17 protein-coding genes are annotated in these 15,932 nt (G+C 74.9%); 3 read left to right on the forward strand and 14 right to left on the reverse strand.

The window, feature by feature from the left end; translation table 11 throughout:
- Positions 1 to 17 precede the first annotated feature (17 nt).
- The 4 genes from ACFYZY_RS00110 to tsaB are packed head-to-tail and all read right to left on the reverse strand — an operon-like array spanning position 18 to position 2,513.
- Complete coding sequence (locus tag ACFYZY_RS00110) at positions 18 to 257, reverse strand: hypothetical protein (RefSeq protein WP_388688762.1); 240 nt, start codon at positions 255 to 257, stop codon at positions 18 to 20.
- 11 nt (positions 258 to 268) lie between these two features.
- Positions 269 to 1,372, reverse strand: a complete 1,104-nt coding sequence (tsaD, locus tag ACFYZY_RS00115) for a tRNA (adenosine(37)-N6)-threonylcarbamoyltransferase complex transferase subunit TsaD (protein WP_388687877.1) — start codon at positions 1,370 to 1,372, stop codon at positions 269 to 271.
- The gene (gene rimI, locus ACFYZY_RS00120; RefSeq protein ID WP_388688763.1) at positions 1,372 to 1,833 is read right to left on the reverse strand and encodes a ribosomal protein S18-alanine N-acetyltransferase; all 462 of its coding nucleotides are present in this window, start codon (positions 1,831 to 1,833) and stop codon (positions 1,372 to 1,374) included. Before rimI ends, tsaD begins: the two co-directional genes overlap by 1 nt.
- Positions 1,834 to 1,856: 23 nt before the next feature.
- Positions 1,857 to 2,513, reverse strand: coding sequence for a tRNA (adenosine(37)-N6)-threonylcarbamoyltransferase complex dimerization subunit type 1 TsaB (gene tsaB, locus ACFYZY_RS00125; protein WP_388687879.1), 657 nt, complete (start codon positions 2,511 to 2,513; stop codon positions 1,857 to 1,859).
- Between the two features lie 96 nt (positions 2,514 to 2,609).
- Here tsaB and ACFYZY_RS00130 point away from each other — a divergent pair, with 96 nt between their 5' ends.
- Positions 2,610 to 3,176, forward strand: coding sequence for a L,D-transpeptidase (locus ACFYZY_RS00130; protein ID WP_388687882.1), 567 nt, complete (start codon positions 2,610 to 2,612; stop codon positions 3,174 to 3,176).
- A gap of 33 nt (positions 3,177 to 3,209) precedes the next feature.
- On the opposite strand, the gene ACFYZY_RS00135 is transcribed toward ACFYZY_RS00130, so the two are convergent.
- From ACFYZY_RS00135 to ACFYZY_RS00170, 8 genes are all read right to left on the reverse strand, one after another.
- A complete protein-coding gene (locus ACFYZY_RS00135; protein ID WP_388687884.1) occupies positions 3,210 to 3,389 on the reverse strand; it encodes a hypothetical protein in 180 nt (59 codons plus the stop codon).
- A gap of 100 nt (positions 3,390 to 3,489) precedes the next feature.
- On the reverse strand, positions 3,490 to 4,029 hold the full coding sequence (gene tsaE, locus ACFYZY_RS00140) for a tRNA (adenosine(37)-N6)-threonylcarbamoyltransferase complex ATPase subunit type 1 TsaE (protein WP_388687886.1): 540 nt from the start codon (positions 4,027 to 4,029) through the stop codon (positions 3,490 to 3,492).
- A 10-nt stretch (positions 4,030 to 4,039) separates the two neighbouring features.
- Entirely contained in the window at positions 4,040 to 5,224 is a 1,185-nt protein-coding gene (locus ACFYZY_RS00145) for an alpha/beta fold hydrolase (protein ID WP_388687888.1), read from the reverse strand.
- 13 nt (positions 5,225 to 5,237) lie between these two features.
- Positions 5,238 to 6,386 carry an alanine racemase gene (gene alr, locus ACFYZY_RS00150; RefSeq protein WP_388687891.1) on the reverse strand — a complete coding sequence of 383 codons (1,149 nt, stop codon included), beginning with the start codon at positions 6,384 to 6,386 and terminating at the stop codon, positions 5,238 to 5,240.
- Between the two features lie 257 nt (positions 6,387 to 6,643).
- The gene (locus tag ACFYZY_RS00155) at positions 6,644 to 8,095 is read right to left on the reverse strand and encodes an NAD(P)H-hydrate dehydratase (protein WP_388687894.1); all 1,452 of its coding nucleotides are present in this window, start codon (positions 8,093 to 8,095) and stop codon (positions 6,644 to 6,646) included.
- Between the two features lie 257 nt (positions 8,096 to 8,352).
- Complete coding sequence (locus ACFYZY_RS00160) at positions 8,353 to 8,721, reverse strand: holo-ACP synthase (RefSeq protein WP_388687897.1); 369 nt, start codon at positions 8,719 to 8,721, stop codon at positions 8,353 to 8,355.
- 71 nt (positions 8,722 to 8,792) lie between these two features.
- A complete protein-coding gene (gene glmS, locus ACFYZY_RS00165; RefSeq protein WP_388687900.1) occupies positions 8,793 to 10,640 on the reverse strand; it encodes a glutamine--fructose-6-phosphate transaminase (isomerizing) in 1,848 nt (615 codons plus the stop codon).
- Between the two features lie 99 nt (positions 10,641 to 10,739).
- Positions 10,740 to 11,504, reverse strand: a complete 765-nt coding sequence (locus tag ACFYZY_RS00170; RefSeq protein ID WP_388687903.1) for a hypothetical protein — start codon at positions 11,502 to 11,504, stop codon at positions 10,740 to 10,742.
- Positions 11,505 to 11,675: 171 nt separating this feature from the next.
- Here ACFYZY_RS00170 and coaA point away from each other — a divergent pair, with 171 nt between their 5' ends.
- The gene (gene coaA, locus ACFYZY_RS00175) at positions 11,676 to 12,785 is read left to right on the forward strand and encodes a type I pantothenate kinase (protein WP_388687905.1); all 1,110 of its coding nucleotides are present in this window, start codon (positions 11,676 to 11,678) and stop codon (positions 12,783 to 12,785) included.
- A 38-nt stretch (positions 12,786 to 12,823) separates the two neighbouring features.
- The gene (locus ACFYZY_RS00180) at positions 12,824 to 13,807 is read left to right on the forward strand and encodes a DUF389 domain-containing protein (protein WP_388687907.1); all 984 of its coding nucleotides are present in this window, start codon (positions 12,824 to 12,826) and stop codon (positions 13,805 to 13,807) included.
- A gap of 98 nt (positions 13,808 to 13,905) precedes the next feature.
- Here ACFYZY_RS00180 and glmM read toward each other — a convergent pair whose 3' ends face one another.
- Both glmM and rpsI read right to left on the reverse strand, forming a co-directional pair.
- Positions 13,906 to 15,264, reverse strand: a complete 1,359-nt coding sequence (glmM, locus tag ACFYZY_RS00185) for a phosphoglucosamine mutase (RefSeq protein ID WP_388687909.1) — start codon at positions 15,262 to 15,264, stop codon at positions 13,906 to 13,908.
- 148 nt (positions 15,265 to 15,412) lie between these two features.
- Entirely contained in the window at positions 15,413 to 15,925 is a 513-nt protein-coding gene (gene rpsI / locus ACFYZY_RS00190; RefSeq protein ID WP_015035601.1) for a 30S ribosomal protein S9, read from the reverse strand.
- Positions 15,926 to 15,932 lie beyond the last annotated feature (7 nt).

The following is a 15,932-nucleotide window of genomic DNA, read 5'->3' on the forward strand; positions in this document are numbered from 1 at the left end:
CGTACGGCCGCCCGGGGTCACTCCACCGCCTCGAACCGCCAGCGGTGGACCGGACGGGCGATCAGCTCCGCGTCCGGCTCCGGAAGTTCGGGCAGCTCCGCGCCGAAGGTCTCCGCCTCCCACCAGGTGAGGACGAGGACCCGGTCCTGGGGCGCCCGGAAGACCTCCCGGCGCAGCGGCTCGCGGGCGAGGGTCCGGGACCGCGCCCACTCCAGGAGTTCGGCGCCCCGGCCCTGGACGGCCCTGGCCTCCCACATGAGGGTGAGCCTCACGAGTACAGGTTCTCCTTGCTGATCTCGTGCACGTGATCGTGGTCGTGCGCGTGGGCGCCCGGCACGTGCGGGTCCGTCACCGGCAGCGACGAGTCCGCCGACAGCTCCCAGTCGGAGGCGGCCCGGTTGCGGGCGACCATCTCGGAGCCGAGGGCCGCGACCATCGCGCCGTTGTCGGTGCACAGGCCCGGCCGGGGCACCCGCAGCCGGATCCCGGCGCGGTCGCAGCGCTCCTGGGCGAGGGCCCGGAGGCGCGAGTTCGCCGCCACGCCGCCGCCGATCATCAGGTGGTCGACGCCCTCGTCCTTGCAGGCCCGGACGGCCTTGCGGGTGAGGACGTCCACGACCGCCTCCTGGAAGGACGCGGCCACGTCCCGCACCGGCACCTCCTCGCCGGCCGCCCTCTTCGCCTCGATCCAGCGGGCCACGGCGGTCTTGAGGCCGGAGAAGGAGAAGTCGTACGCCGGGTCCCTGGGGCCGCTCAGCCCGCGCGGGAAGGCGATGGCGGCCGGGTCGCCCTCCCTGGCGAGCCGGTCGATGACCGGGCCGCCGGGGAAGCCGAGGTCGAGGACGCGGGCGATCTTGTCGAACGCCTCGCCGGCCGCGTCGTCGATGGTGGCGCCCATCGGGCGCACGTCGGAGGTGATGTCGGAGGAGAGCAGCAGCGAGGAGTGGCCGCCGGAGACCAGGAGGGCCATCGTCGGCTCGGGCAGCTTGCCGTGTTCGAGCTGGTCGACGCAGATGTGCGAGGCCAGGTGGTTGACGCCGTAGAGCGGCTTGCCGAGGGCGTAGGCGTACGCCTTGGCCGCCGAGACGCCGACGAGCAGCGCGCCCGCGAGGCCGGGCCCGGCAGTGACGGCGACGCCGTCGAGGTCCCGGGCGGAGATCCCCGCGGTCTTCAGGGCGCGCTCGATCGTCGGGACCATCGCCTCCAGGTGGGCGCGGGAGGCGATCTCGGGCACGACGCCGCCGAAGCGGGCGTGGGTGTCCACGCTGGAGGCGACGGCGTCCGCGAGGAGGGTGGTCCCGCGGACGATGCCGACGCCGGTCTCGTCGCAGGAGGTCTCGATGCCGAGTACCAGCGGTTCGTCAGCAGCCATCAGATATCGGTCCCGGTTCCTTGAACGGTCAGTCTCATCACGAGCGCGTCGATGTTCCCCGGCTGGTAGTAGCCGCGCCGGAAGCCGATGGGCTCGAAGCCGAAGCGCTCGTAGAGCTTCTGGGCCCTGGTGTTGTCCACGCGCACTTCGAGCAGGACCTCGTCGCACTCGAAGGCGGTGGCGTGCTGGAGCAGGTCGGTGAGGAGCCGGGCGCCGAGGCCCGTGCCCCACTGGTCGCGGGCGACGGCGATGGTCTGTACGTCTCCGAGGCCGCCGGCGGCGGCGAGCCCGGCGTACCCGACGAGCCTGCCGCCGGGGTCCTCCGCGACGACGTACCGGCGGGTGGCGCCCGGCCCCCGGGAGTGCGCCAGTTCCGACCAGAACATCCCGGCCGACCAGGCGTCCTCGGGGAACAGCTCGTCCTCCAGGGCGAGCACCGGTTCGATGTCCCACCAGCGCATCTCGCGCAGTTCCGTGCCGTCGGTCACCGGGGGGTGACCACCTTGTAGTTCTTCGGCACCTGGGCGTCGGGGCGGCGCAGGTACATCGGCAGCGGGTCGAGGAGGCCCTCCCCGCCCGCCGCCAGCCGCTCCGCCGCGAGGGCGGCGAGCGCGGCGGCCGACTGGTGCTCGGGGTCGCGGGCGTCGGGGAAGTCCCCGGGGTAGAGGCGGGCGCCCGCGCCGACGACCGGGAGCCCGGCGAGGGTCCCGGCGATGTCGGCGGGCCGGTCCACGGCCGCGTCGGTCACCCGGGTGCGGGAGTCGTCGTACCGCGCCCAGTAGACCTCCTTGCGGCGCGCGTCCGTGGCGACGGCGAAGGGCTCGTCGATCCCGGAGGCGTACGCGAGGCCGTCGAGGGTGCACAGGCCGTGCACGGGCACGCCGAGCGCGGACGAGAAGGCGGCGGCCGTGACGAGGCCGACGCGCAGACCGGTGTAGGGGCCGGGGCCGACGCCGACGACGAGGCCGGTGACCGCGTCCAGGGCCAGCCCGGCCTCCTCGAGGACCCGGTCCACGGCGGGCAGCAGCAGCTCCCCGTGGCGGCGGGCGTCGACCTGGCACGACGAGGCGACGACGGCCTCGCCGTCGTGGAGGGCGACGGTGACGGCGGGGGTGGCGGTATCCATGGCGAGCAACAGCACGCGAACAGCCTACGGCTCCCGGGCACGCTGCCCCGAACCCCGGAGCACCGGCTGCTACCGTCACCCTTCGACACATTCGTACGAGAGGTGGGCACGGTGGCACGGAGCAGCTCGGGATTCGTGGCCGGGCTCACGGCGGCGGCGGTCGCCGCGGTCTGCTTCCTCGCCTACCAGGCGTCGGCCAACGCCCCCGCCGACGTGTCGGCGAAGCCCCCGGCGCCGAGCGCGGCGGCCCCCTCGGTCTCCCCGAGCGGCGCCCCGAAGCGGCCGGTCAGGGACCCGCTGGCGCTCCCGGCGAACTCGGGCACCGGCGAGCGGGTCGTGTACTCGCTTGCCGGGCACCGGGTGTGGCTGGTGGACGGGAAGGGCGGGGTCACCCGCACCTTCCCGGTGATGCCGAGCACGGTCTCCCCGCCCCCCGGGGCGTACGCGGTGACCTCGCGGTCCGGTTCCGTACGGGGCTCGGACGGGGTGCGGATCGAACACGTGGTGCGGTTCGCGACCGTCCAGGACGTGGCGATCGGCTTCAGCGCGGCGGTGGACGGCTCGACGCCGTCCCCCGACCCGTCGAAGCGGACCGGCGGCGTCCGCATGACGCGGGCCGACGGGAACGCGCTGTGGGCGTTCGCGGTGATCGGCGCGAAGGTCGTCGTCGTCGCCTGAACCGGGTGACCGGGATCGGGCCGCGGGGGGGGGCTACGCCGCCTCGGCGGCCTCCGCCCGTCCGCGCGCGTCGCGCACGGCGTGCTCGCCGCGTTCGCCGTCCTCGGGCCGTCGCGGCGGGGTCGACAGGGCGCGGGCGGCCGCGCAGGACGCCAGCAGTTCGCTCATCGGGACGTGCTCCCGGCCGGGTTCCGCGTGCTTCGGCCTCGCCATGCCTGCCTCCCGTAGGTTAGGTACACCTAACCAGCTCGTGCCTCCATGTCACCACGGCACGTACGGCCCGCGCAACATGGTGCCGACACGTTGTCGGAAACTACGACCGGCCGGGCTCCCCAAGGGCGTCCAGGTCCTCCCCGGCCCAGCGCGCGCCGATGCCGCGCAGCACGACCGTGCGCCGGTCGTCGTCGGTGTCGCCGGTGACGCGGTGGATCAGGAGGTGCAGCCGGTCGTCGGTCAGCTCCTCGACCTTGCCGTCGCCCCACTCCACGACCACGACGGACTCGGGGAGCGAGACGTCCAGGTCCAGGTCCTCCATCTCGTCGAGGCCGCCGCCGAGGCGGTACGCGTCCACGTGGACCAGGGCCGGGCCGCCGACCAGGGACGGGTGGACGCGGGCGATGACGAAGGTCGGCGAGGTGACGGCGCCGCGCACCCCCAGCCCCTCGCCGAGGCCGCGGGTGAGGGTGGTCTTCCCGGCGCCCAGTTCGCCGGTGAGCATGACGAGGTCGCCGGGGCGGAGGACTTCCGCGAGCCGGCGGCCCAGGTCCTGCATCCGCTGGGGGGAGTCGACGGAGAGGGTGGCCTCGGAGACGGAGGTGGTGCCACCGGCCACGGACGGGTGCGCTGCTTCCATACCCGCCAATTTAGCCCGTGGCGGGACCCGTCCCCGCCGCCGTCGCCCCCGGCCCGGCCCCGGCCCGCACGAGCAGGTCGGTCAGCCGGGCGGTGACCGTCTCCGGGTGCTCCAGCATCACCAGGTGGCCCCCGTCGGGGACGATCACCAGTTCCGCGTCGGGGAGGAGGGCGGCGATGGCCTCGGTGTGGGAGCTGGGGGTGATGAGGTCCCGCTCCCCCGCGAGCGCCAGCACCGGCAGGCCGCGGAGGGCGGGCAGGGAGGCCGACTTGTCGTGTTCCGCGAAGGCGGGGTAGAAGGCGGCGACGACGTCGATGGGGGTGGACTCGATCATGCGCTCCGCGAAGCGGGCGACCGCCGGGTCCACGTCCTCCGAGGCGAACGAGTACTTCTTCACCAGCCCGGCGAAGAGGTCCGCCGTCGCCCGGCGGCCGCGCTCGACCAGCTCCGTCCGGGCGCCGAGGGTGCGCAGGACGCCCGGCAGGACGCGCCGGGCGGCGTTGACGCCCATGACGGGGAGCCCGTACGTCACCTCGTTCAGCTTTCCGGCCGAGGTGCCCACGAAGGCGACGCCGACGACCCGGTCGCGCACCGTCTCCGGGTACTGCTCGGCGAACGCCATCACCGTCATGCCGCCCATGGAGTGCCCCACGAGGACGAGCGGGCCCTCCGGGGCGGCGGCGTCGATGACGGCCCCGAGGTCGCGGCCGAGCCGGTCGATGGAGACGGGCACGCCGGCCGGGCCGTCCTGGGCGACGCCCCGGCCGGAGCGGCCGTGGCTGCGCTGGTCCCAGTGGACGGTCCGCACGAGGCCGCGCAGGGCGGCCCGCTGGAAGTGCCAGGAGTCCTGGTTGAGGCAGTAGCCGTGGCTGAAGACGACGGTGAGGGGGGCGGGCGCCCCGGCCCCGCGGGGACGCCGGGGGGCGGACGCGTCGTCCGTCCCGTCCCCCTCCACCTCGTCGATCTCGTAGTACAGGACGGTGCCGTCGTCCGCGAGCGCCCGGCCCGGGGTGCCGCGCAGGCCGCCGTAGGGGCCGGTGGCGTCCAGGGCGAGCCGCGCCTTCTGGCGTACGGAACGGCCGACGGTGAGCCGTTCGACGGCGACGCCGGCGGCCGCGCCGGCCGCCAGGACGCCCAGCGCGGCACCGGCGAACCCGGCGCGCCGCCAGACGCCGCCCCCGCTGGACTCCCCCACGGTCACTCCCCCTTCAGTCGTCCAGGTAGACGCGCGGGACGCGCGCCCCGATCCGGGTGACGATCTCGTACGCGATGGTGTCGGCGGCCACCGCCCAGTCCTGGGCCGTCGGCTCGCCCCGGTCGCCGGGGCCGAAGAGCACGGCCTCGGTGCCGGGCTCGGGGGCGTCCCCGCCGAGGTCGACCACGAACTGGTCCATGGCGACGCGCCCGGCAACCGTGCGGACGGTGTCCCCGACGAGGACGGGGCCGCGGCCGGAGGCGTGCCGGGGAACCCCGTCGGCGTACCCGAGGGGGACGAGACCGAGGGTGGTCTCGCGGTCGGTGACGTAGTGGTGGCCGTAGCTCACGCCGTGCCCGGCCGGGACCCGCTTGACGAGCGCGACGCCCGCCTTGAGCGACATGACGGGCCGCAGGCCGAGTTCGGCGGAGGTGCCCAGCTCGGGGGCGGGCGAGACGCCGTAGACGGCGATGCCGGGCCGGACCAGGTCGAAGTGGGCCTCGGGGAGGGTGAGGGTGGCCGGCGAGTTGGCGATGTGCCGGACCTCGGGCTCGACGCCGGCCTTCTCGGCGTGGTCGAGCATCGAGCGGAAGACGTCGAGCTGGGCGGCGATGGAGGGGTGGTGGGGTTCGTCGGCGCAGGCGAAGTGCGACCAGAGGCCGGTGACCTTGAGGAGCTCCCCGGCCTCGGCGTCGAGCGCCGCGCCGACCAGCTCGGGCCAGTCGGCGGGCTGGCAGCCGTTGCGGCCGAGCCCGGTGTCGGCCTTGAGCTGGATCCTGGCCGGCTTCCCGGTGGCCCGTGCGGCCGCGACGACCTCCTCCAGGGCCCACATCCCGCTGACGGACATGTCGAGCCCGGCCTCGATGCCCTCGTCCCAGGGGTCGCCGGGGGTCCAGAGCCAGCACATGACCGGCACGTCCGTGATCCCGGCGGCGCGCAGGGCCAGGGCCTCGTGCGGGGTGGCCGTGCCGAGCCAGTCCGCGCCCGCGTCCAGGGCGGCGCGGGCACAGCGCAGGGCGCCGTGTCCGTACGCGTCAGCCTTGACCACGGCCATGATCCGGACGTGGGGGGCGACGCGGGCGCGCAGCGTGCGGACGTTCGCACGCAGCGCGCCGAGGTCGATCTCGGCGCGGGCTCTGCGGGGCGGCGGTGTCTCAGTCATCGCGCACAGTCTCTCAGGTGCGGGGGCCGGACCCGTTTTCCGCCCGGTGCGGCACCGGTCACCCTCGCGGGAGCGCCGCGCGCTTCCGGCGTCCCCGGCGCCCGGCGTCCGCGGCCCGGGAGGGGCCGGTGCGGGAGGGCGGGGCGGGAGGACGGGTCGGGACGGGGCGGGAGGACGGACGGGGCCAGGAGGCCGGGCAGGACCAGGAGAGCGGGCAGGACCAGGAGGGCGGGCGAGGCCAGGAGGGCGGGCGGGCTCTACGCCGGTCCCGTCACGTCCCGCCACGCCTCCCGCAGCGCGTCCGCGACCTCCGTCGCCGTGATCGGGGTCCCCCGCGACACGGCGCGGCGCGCCGCCAGGCCGTGGAGGTAGGCGGCGCAGGAGGCCGCGTCCAGCGGGGGGAGACCCGCCGCGAGGAGGGAACCCGCGAGGCCGGAGAGGACGTCGCCGCTCCCGGCCGTGGCCAGCCAGGACGTCCCGGTGGGGTTGACCCGTACGGGTCCGCCGTCCGGCCCGCACACCAGCGTCGTGGAGCCCTTCAGGAGGACCGTCGCGCCGAACCGTTCCGCCAGCTCCCGCACCGCCGCGAGGCGGCCCGCCTCGACCTCCTCCCGCCCGGTGCCGAGCAGCGCCGCCGCCTCGCCCGCGTGCGGGGTGAGCAGGGTGGGGGCGTCGCGGCCCCGCACCGCCGCCGGGTCGAGGCCCCGCAGTCCGTCCGCGTCGACCAGGACCGGCACGTCCGAGGCGAGGACGTCGGCCACCGCCGCCCGCGCCCCGGCCTCCTCGCCGAGCCCCGGCCCGACGGCCCACGCCTGCACCCGCCCGGCCTTCCGCGGCGGCCCCGCGTGCACCAGGGTCTCGGGGTGCGCGGCGAGCACCGCGTCCCCGCCGTCCCCCGCGTACCGCACGGCCCCCGCCCCGCCCCGCAGCGCCCCCGACACGGCGAGGACGGCGGCGCCGGGGTAGCGGGCGGAGCCGGCGGCGACGCCGACGACCCCGCGCCGGTACTTGTCGCTCTCGGCGCCCGGCACCGGAAGCAGCCGCGCCACGTCCTCGTGCTGGAGCGCTTCGAGGTCCGGCACCCCCGGCAGGGCCGCGCCGAGCCCGATGTCCACGAGGCGCAGCGCGCCCGCGTACTCCCGCGCCGGGTCGACGAGGAGCCCCGGCTTGTACGTCCCGAAGGTGACCGTGGCGTCGGCCCGCAGCGCCTCCCCGGCGACCTCCCCGGTGTCGGCGTCGACGCCGCTCGGCAGGTCGACGGCGACGACCACGGCCCCGGAGCCCCGGGCGGCCCGGGCGACGGGGACGGCGTCGGGGCGCAGTCCGCCCCGTCCGCCGATGCCGGTGATCCCGTCGAGGACGAGGTCGGCCTCGGCGAGCGGCCCGAACGGCTCGTCGGCGGTCCGCCCGCCCGCCGCCCGGAGCGCCGCGAGTCCGCCCTCGTGGGCGCGCCCGCCGAGCAGCACGGCGGTCACGCCCGCGCCCCGCCGGGCGAGCCGGGCCCCGGCGTACAGCGCGTCCCCGCCGTTGTCGCCGCTCCCGACGAGCAGGACGACCCGGGCCCCGTACACCCGCCCCCTCCCGAGCAGCGAGCAGCAGGCGGCGGCGAGTCCGGCGGCGGCCCGGCCCATCAGGGCGCCCTCCGGAAGGCGGGCCATGAGGGCGGCCTCGGCGGCCCGTACGGTCTCCACGCGGTAAGCGGTACGCATGGGCAGCAGTCTGCCGCAGGGGGCGGGCGGGCGCCCGGGGGCGGGCGGGATGCCCGGGGGCCGACGGGCGCCCGGGGCGGGGCCGGCGCCGCCTCCGCGCCGCGTCGGGCCGGGCCCGCCCGGGGCGCCCGCTTCCGGGACCACGGGAAGCGCGGCGCGCCACGCCCCCGGCCCGTTCCGGCAACCGCGCGCCGCACACGCCCCGGCCACGTACGGCGGCCGGGCCCGCGCCGCGTCCGCGCGCCTCCCGCCGTCCCTCACCCCTCCGCGATCACCACCGCCGACGCCACTCCCGCGTCGTGGCTCAGCGAGACGTGCCAGTGCCGTACGCCCAGCTCCTCCGCCCGCGCCGCCACCGTCCCCCGGACCCGCAGCCTCGGCCGGCCCGACTCCTCGACGTACACCTCGGCGTCCGTCCAGTGCAGTCCGGCCGGCGCGCCCAGCGCCTTCGCCAGGGCCTCCTTCGCGGCGAACCGCACCGCGAGCGAGGCGGTCCCGCGCCGCTCCCCGCCGGGAAGCAGCAGCTCCTCCTCCACGAAGAGACGCCCGAGCAGCCCCGGCGTCCGTTCGATCGACGCGGCGAAACGGTCGATCTCGGCCACGTCGATCCCCACCCCGATGATCATTTCCCACTCACTCCCGGGTCCCCTCGCTCAAGGGTCCCCTCGCTCCCGGGCCCCCTCGTCCGAGGGGCCCCTCACTCCACGGTCACGGACTTGGCCAGGTTGCGCGGCTGGTCCACCTCGTTGCCCCGCGCCGTGGCGAGCTCGCAGGCGAAGACCTGGAGCGGCACCGTGGCGACCAGCGGCTGGAGCAGCGTAGGCGTCGCGGGGACGCGGACGAGGTGGTCGGCGTACGGGACCACGCTCTCGTCGCCCTCCTCCGCGATCACGATCGTGCGGGCGCCGCGCGCCCTGATCTCCTGGATGTTGGAGACGATCTTGTCGTGGAGGACGGAGCGCCCCCGGGGCGAGGGCACCACGACCACGACCGGCAGGTCCTCCTCGACCAGGGCGATCGGCCCGTGCTTGAGCTCGCCCGCCGCGAAGCCCTCGGCGTGCATGTACGCCAGCTCCTTCAGCTTCAGCGCGCCCTCCAGGGCCACCGGGTAGCCGACGTGCCGGCCGAGGAAGAGGACGGTGTCCTTGTGGGCGAGGGAGCGGGCGAGGGCCCGGACCGGCTCCATCGTCTCCAGGACGCGCTCGACCTCGTCCCCGATCCGGGCCAGGTCGCGGACGACGGCCCGGATCTCGTCGCCCCACTGGGTGCCGCGCACCTGCCCGAGGTAGAGGGCGAGCAGGTAGCAGGCGACGAGCTGGGTCAGGAACGCCTTGGTGGAGGCCACGGCGACCTCGGGCCCGGCGTGCGTGTAGAGCACGGCGTCGGACTCGCGCGGGATGGTGGAGCCGTTGGTGTTGCAGACGGCGAGGACCTTCGCGCCCTGCTCGCGCGCGTGCCGGACCGCCATCAGGGTGTCCATGGTCTCGCCGGACTGCGAGATCGCGACGACCAGGGTGCGCGGGCCGAGGATCGGGTCCCGGTAGCGGAACTCGCTGGCCAGCTCCACCTCGCAGGGGACGCGGGTCCAGTGCTCGATGGCGTACTTGGCGATGAGCCCGGCGTGGAAGGCGGTGCCGCAGGCGACGACGACGACCTTGTCGGCCTCGCGGAGCACGGCGGCGGGGATGCGCAGCTCGTCCAGGGTGAGCCGGCCGGAGGCGTCGATCCGGCCGAGGAGGGTGTCCGCGACGGCCTTGGGCTGCTCGGCGATCTCCTTGAGCATGAAGTGGTCGTGGCCGCCCTTCTCGGCGGCGGAGGCGTCCCAGTCCACGTGGTAGGCCCGCACGTCGGCGGGCACCCCGTCGAAGTCGGTGACGGTGACGCCGTCCCGGGTCAGCTCGACCACCTGGTCCTGGCCCAGCTCGATCGCGGAACGGGTGTGGGCGATGAAGGCGGACACGTCGGAGGCGAGGAAGTTCTCGCCCTCGCCGACGCCGACGACGAGCGGCGAGTTCCGGCGGGCCCCGACCACCACGTCCGGCTGGTCGGCGTGCACGGCGACCAGGGTGAACGCCCCGTCGAGCCGCCGGCACACCAGGCGCATGGCCTCCGCCAGGTCCCCGGCGGAGGAGAACTCCTCCGCGAGGAGGTGCGCGACGACCTCGGTGTCCGTCTCGGAGGCCAGGTCGTGACCGCGCTCCGCCAGTTCCCCGCGCAGGACGGCGAAGTTCTCGATGATGCCGTTGTGGACGACCGCGACCCGCCCGGCGTTGTCCAGGTGCGGATGGGCGTTGGCGTCGGTCGGGCCGCCGTGGGTGGCCCACCGGGTGTGCCCGACGCCCACGGAGCCGTCGGCCAGGGGGCGTTCGCCCAGCTCCTTCTCCAGGTTGACGAGCTTGCCCGCCTTCTTGGCCGCGGCGAGCCCCCCGTCGGAGAGCACCGCGACACCGGCCGAGTCGTAGCCCCGGTATTCGAGTCGTTTGAGACCCGCGACCACCACATCAAGTGCCGACTGCCCGCCGACATATCCCACGATTCCGCACATGCCGGAAGACTACGGCGAAGGGGCCCCACGGCCGGAGACGGCGCGGGGGCCCGTGTCGCGCCGTCCTCCGGCCGGGGAGGAATCCGGGGCGCCGCCGGATCAGCCCAGCTTGGCGACCTGCGCGTCCACGACCGCCTTCGGCAGCTCCTTGACCCCGCCGGGGGCCGCGCTGACGGTCGAGAAGGACGCCAGCGTGCCGCCCTTGCGGACGACGACCAGCTTGCTGACGAGCGGCTCGCCCTCGATGTCGGTGGTGACGGTGAAGGCGACCGCCTCGTCCCCGGCGGTGACGCTCTCCGGGGCGACCTTGGTGACCTTGGTCTTCTCCGTGAGCTGGGTCACCGTGAAGCCGCCGGCGCACTCGGCGCCGGCCTTCTTCACCGAGGCGAAGGCGTCCTGGGCGCCCTTGCCGTCGTACGAGCCGAGGGTCACCGCGGTGATCCGGACGCCGAGCCCCTCGCGGACCGCGTCCTCCGGGGAGGCCGTCGCGCTCTTCTTCGGCTCCTCCATCACCTTGCGCTGCGCGGACGCGGCGGGCGAGCCGGGCGAGATGAAGGACATGGCGTGGGCGATCGGCGCGCAGGCGGCCTTGTCGGTCGTGACCTTGTCGGCCGTCACGACGTCCTCGGCGCCGGCCTTCCGCACCTGGTGGCCCTTGACGTCGCCCTGCTCGACGATCAGCTTCTCCAGCTCGGCCGCGGACAGCGCCTTGGCGGCGGGCGCCTCGGACGTGGCGGAGGCGGCGGGGGTGCTCTCCTTGCCCTTGCCCCGGTCGTCGCTCTTCGTCCCGCCGCAGGCGGTGACGAGCAGCGCGAGGGAGACGGCGGTGGTGGCGACGGTGGCGGTGCGGATGGACGTGCGCATGCGTGTGGCTCTCTGCTTCTCTTCGTGCCGCCCCTCGGCGGCTCCCCCCGCGTGGAATCCGTGCACACGCGGCCCCCGCATGATCCCCCACCCCCGCGGACCGGACCAACCCCCGCGCCGCGTGACCGACCCCACCACCCACGGCCGTCCCCGACCCCCGACAATGGCGGTGTGATCACTTCGCCGCCACGAAGCCCCCACGGGGACGGCCCCGCCGACGGGAACGGTCCCTCCCACGGAGGCGGCTCCCCGCAGGGGGACGGCCCCCCGCACGGAGACGGCCCCCGCGACGACGCCGGGACCGGGGAATGTCCCCGGTCCGGCCACCGCCGCCCCTCCGAGGCCACCACCCCCTACGTCGACCTCACCCGCGCCGAGTGGAGCGCCCTGCGCGACAAGACGCCGCTGCCCCTGACCGCCGAGGAGGTGGAGCGGCTGCGCGGCTTCGGGGACGTCATCGACCTCGACGAGGTGCGGGACGTCTACCTCCCGCTGTCCCGGCTGCTGAACCTGTACGTGCAGGCCACCAGCGGCCTGCGCGGCGCCCTGAACACCTTCCTCGGCGAGAGCGCCGAGCAGCGCGGCACCCCCTTCGTCATAGGGGTCGCCGGGTCGGTCGCCGTCGGCAAGTCCACGGTCTCCCGCCTCCTCCAGGCGCTCCTCGCCCGCTGGCCGGAGCACCCGCGCGTGGAGCTGGTGACCACGGACGCCTTCCTCTACCCGATGGAGGAGCTGAAGGCGCGCGGCCTGATGTCCCGCAAGGGCTTCCCCGAGTCGTACGACCGCCGGGCCCTGACCCGGTTCGTCGCGGACATCAAGGCCGGCAGGGACGAGGTCTCGGCCCCGGTCTACTCGCACCTGATCTACGACCGCGTGCCCGGCGAACGGCTCGTCGTGCGCCGTCCGGACATCCTCATCGTGGAGGGCCTGAACGTCCTCCAGCCCGCCCTGCCCGGCAAGGACGGCCGCACCCGCGTCGGCCTCGCCGACTACTTCGACTTCTCGGTGTACGTGGACGCGCGGCCGGAGGACATCGAGCGGTGGTACCTCAACCGCTTCCGCAAGCTCCGCGACACCGCGTTCCAGGACCCCTCCTCGTACTTCCGGCGCTACACCCAGGTCTCCGAGGAGGAGGCGTTCGACTACGCGCGCACCATGTGGCGGACCATCAACAAGGTGAACCTCCTGGAGAACGTCGCGCCCACGCGCGGCCGGGCGACCCTGGTGGTCCGCAAGGGCCCCGACCACAAGGTGCGGCGGCTGAGCCTCCGCAAGCTCTGAACGCCCGGCACCCGGCGGGGCCTCCGTAAGCTCTCCGCATGCTGCATCTGCGGATGATCGTTCCCCCCGCCCGCACCCGGGCCGCGGTCGGCCTGATCGAGTCGACCGTCGGGACCGCCCATCTGGTGGTCGTCCCCGGCGCGGCCCGCGACCCGGCCGGGGACCTGGTGACGTGCGACGTGGCCCGCGAGGCGGGCGACGAACTGCTGACCGAGCTGCGCGGGCTCGGGATCGACCGGGACGGCGCGATCACCGTCCAGGACATCGGCCTCACGCTGTCCGCGCGGGCCGACGCGGCCGAGGCGGAGGCGCCGGGCGACCCCGCCGACGCGGTGATCTGGGAGGAGCTCTCGGAGGCCACCCACGAGGAGTCGACGCTCTCGCTCACGTACTGCGCGTTCATGGTCCTGGCCACCATGATCGCGGCCTGCGGCGTCGTCCTGGACAACGCGATCCTGATCGTGGGCGCGATGGCGGTGGGTCCGGAGTTCGGTCCGCTCGCCGGGATCTTCACCGGGGTGGTGCGGCGCGCCCCGAGGGCGGCGGCGCGCTCGCTGCTCGCGCTGTTCGTGGGGTTCGCGGTGGCGATCGCCGCCACCACCCTGTTCAGCCTGGCGATGGACGCCTTCGACCTGTTCAGCCGGGCCCAGCTGGACGCGGACCGCCCCAACACCCGCTTCATCTGGCAGCCGGACCTGTTCTCGTTCGTCGTGGCGGTGCTCGCGGGCATCGCCGGCACGCTCTCCCTGACCTCCGCCAAGTCGGGGGCCCTGGTGGGCGTGGCGATCTCGGTGACGACGGTCCCGGCGGGCGCGAACGCGGCGGTGGCGCTCGCCTACGGCGAACTGGGCCAGATGTGGGGCTCGCTCGAACAGCTGACGCTGAACCTCTTCGGCATCGTGCTGGCCGGGACGGTGACGCTGTACGCGCAGCGGGCGCTGTGGCGCACCCAGCGCGGCCGCTGGCGCCGGACGGCGGCCGGGCGCCGCCCGGCGGGCCCCCGCCGGGCGGCGAAGCGGTAGGGGCCCGTACGGAGGAGGCCCCGCCGTCCCGGGTTCCGGGACGGCGGGGCCGACTGCGCACGACGGTGCCGCGGGGAGGCTTCCCCCGGCGGGCACCGTTACCCCAGGGCGGACTTCACGACGTCCGCGAGGCGCTGCGCGACCGCGCGGGCCTGCTCGATGTCGGCGGCCTCGACCATGACGCGGACCAGCGGCTCCGTGCCGGAGGAGCGGAGCAGGACGCGGCCGGTCGAGCCGAGTTCGCGCTCGGCCTCGGTGACGGCGGCGGCCAGGTCGCCGGAGGTGGCGACGCGCGACTTGTCGACGTCCTTCACGTTGATGAGGACCTGCGGCAGCCGCTCCATCACCCCGGCGAGCTCCGCGAGCGGCCTGCCGGTGGCGGCGACCCGGGCGGCCAGCATGAGGCCGGTGAGGGTGCCGTCGCCGGTGGTGGCGTGGTCGAGCACGATGACGTGGCCCGACTGCTCGCCGCCGAGCGCGTAGCCGTGCTCCTTCATGGCCTCCAGGACGTAGCGGTCGCCGACCGACGTCTGGACGAGGGTCAGGCCCTCGCGCTCCATGGCCAGTTTGAAGCCCAGGTTGGACATGACGGTCGCGACGACGGTGTCGCCGCGCAGCGTGCCGGCCTCGCGCATGGCGAGAGCGAGCACGGCGAGGATCTGGTCGCCGTCGACCTCGTTGCCCTCCGCGTCCACGGCCAGGCAGCGGTCGGCGTCGCCGTCGTGCGCGATGCCCAGGTCGGCGCCGTGCTGGACCACGGCGGCGCGGAGCAGGTCCAGGTGGGTGGAGCCGCAGCCGTCGTTGATGTTGAGGCCGTCCGGCCGGGCGCCGATGGTGACGACCTCGGCACCGGCCCGGGAGAACGCCTCGGGCGAGACGCGGGAGGCGGCGCCGTGGGCCTCGTCCAGGACGACCTTGAGGCCGTCGAGCCGGTTGGGGAGGACCGCGATGAGGTGGGCGACGTACGTGTCGAAGCCCTCGTCGTAGTCGCGGACCCGGCCGACGCCGGCGCCGGTCGGGCGCTCCCAGGGGGCGCCGGTGCGGTGCTCCTCGTACACGGCTTCGATCCTGTCCTCCAGTTCGTCGGCCAGCTTGTGGCCGCCGCGCGCGAAGAACTTGATGCCGTTGTCGGGCATGGCGTTGTGGCTCGCGGAGAGCATCACGCCGAGGTCGGCGCCGAGGACGCCGGTGAGGTGGGCCACGGCCGGAGTGGGCAGGACGCCGACGCGCAGCACGTCGACGCCGGCGCTGGCGAGACCGGCCACGACGGCGGCCTCCAGGAACTCTCCGGACGCGCGCGGGTCACGGCCGACCACGGCGGTCGGGCGATGGCCCTCGAAGGTGCCCGCCTCGGCGAGTACGTGCGCCGCCGCGACCGACAGGCCGAGCGCCAGCTCCGCCGTCAGGTCCGCGTTGGCGACGCCCCGTACGCCGTCCGTGCCGAAGAGTCGTCCCACAGCTGTCCTCCGAGAATGACGTGCCCAGGCCCGTGAAAGAGAGGCCCATGAAAGAGAGGCTTATGAAAGGAGAGTACGAAAAAACGTACGCCCCGACGGCACGGGCAGTGCCGCCGGGGCGTACGAGATACAGACCGAGCAGGCGTGATTAACGCTTGCTGTACTGCGGGGCCTTGCGGGCCTTCTTGAGACCGGCCTTCTTGCGCTCGACCGCACGGTCGTCGCGGGAGAGGAAGCCGGCCTTCTTCAGCGCCGGGCGGTTGTTCTCGACGTCCGCCTCGTTCAGCGCACGGGCCACGCCGAGGCGCAGGGCGCCGGCCTGGCCGGAGACACCGCCACCCGCGATGCGGGCGATGACGTCGTAGCGGTTGTCGAGCTCGAGCACCTTGAAGGGCTCGTTGACTTCCTGCTGGTGCACCTTGTTGGGGAAGTAGTCCTCGAGGGTGCGCCCGTTGATCTTCCACTTGCCGGTGCCCGGAACGATCCGGACGCGGGCGATGGCGTTCTTGCGACGGCCCAGGCCGGCGGCCGGCTGCGGGTCGCCGAAGCGGGAGGCGAGCGACTCGGAGGTGTACTCACCCTCGACGAGCTCGGTCTCGGTGGTGTACTCCTCGACGCCCTCGAACTCGTCGACGGGGGTCTCGGGGGTGGTCTCGGCCACGATGCTC

This window comes from Streptomyces sp. NPDC001744 (assembly GCF_042892575.1).
Taxonomy (GTDB): domain Bacteria; phylum Actinomycetota; class Actinomycetes; order Streptomycetales; family Streptomycetaceae; genus Streptomyces.

Coding starts and splice junctions, on each gene's coding strand:
- tsaD (WP_388687877.1), bottom strand. CDS start 1,372: ATGGCTGCTGACGAACCGCTGGTACTCGGCATCGAGACCTCCTGCGAC.
- ACFYZY_RS00170 (WP_388687903.1), bottom strand. CDS start 11,504: ATGCGCACGTCCATCCGCACCGCCACCGTCGCCACCACCGCCGTCTCC.
- rimI (WP_388688763.1), bottom strand. CDS start 1,833: ATGCGCTGGTGGGACATCGAACCGGTGCTCGCCCTGGAGGACGAGCTG.
- glmS (WP_388687900.1), bottom strand. CDS start 10,640: ATGTGCGGAATCGTGGGATATGTCGGCGGGCAGTCGGCACTTGATGTG.
- ACFYZY_RS00110 (WP_388688762.1), bottom strand. CDS start 257: ATGTGGGAGGCCAGGGCCGTCCAGGGCCGGGGCGCCGAACTCCTGGAG.
- tsaE (WP_388687886.1), bottom strand. CDS start 4,029: ATGGAAGCAGCGCACCCGTCCGTGGCCGGTGGCACCACCTCCGTCTCC.
- alr (WP_388687891.1), bottom strand. CDS start 6,386: ATGACTGAGACACCGCCGCCCCGCAGAGCCCGCGCCGAGATCGACCTC.
- ACFYZY_RS00180 (WP_388687907.1), top strand. CDS start 12,824: ATGCTGCATCTGCGGATGATCGTTCCCCCCGCCCGCACCCGGGCCGCG.
- ACFYZY_RS00155 (WP_388687894.1), bottom strand. CDS start 8,095: ATGCGTACCGCTTACCGCGTGGAGACCGTACGGGCCGCCGAGGCCGCC.
- ACFYZY_RS00160 (WP_388687897.1), bottom strand. CDS start 8,721: ATGATCATCGGGGTGGGGATCGACGTGGCCGAGATCGACCGTTTCGCC.
- ACFYZY_RS00135 (WP_388687884.1), bottom strand. CDS start 3,389: ATGGCGAGGCCGAAGCACGCGGAACCCGGCCGGGAGCACGTCCCGATG.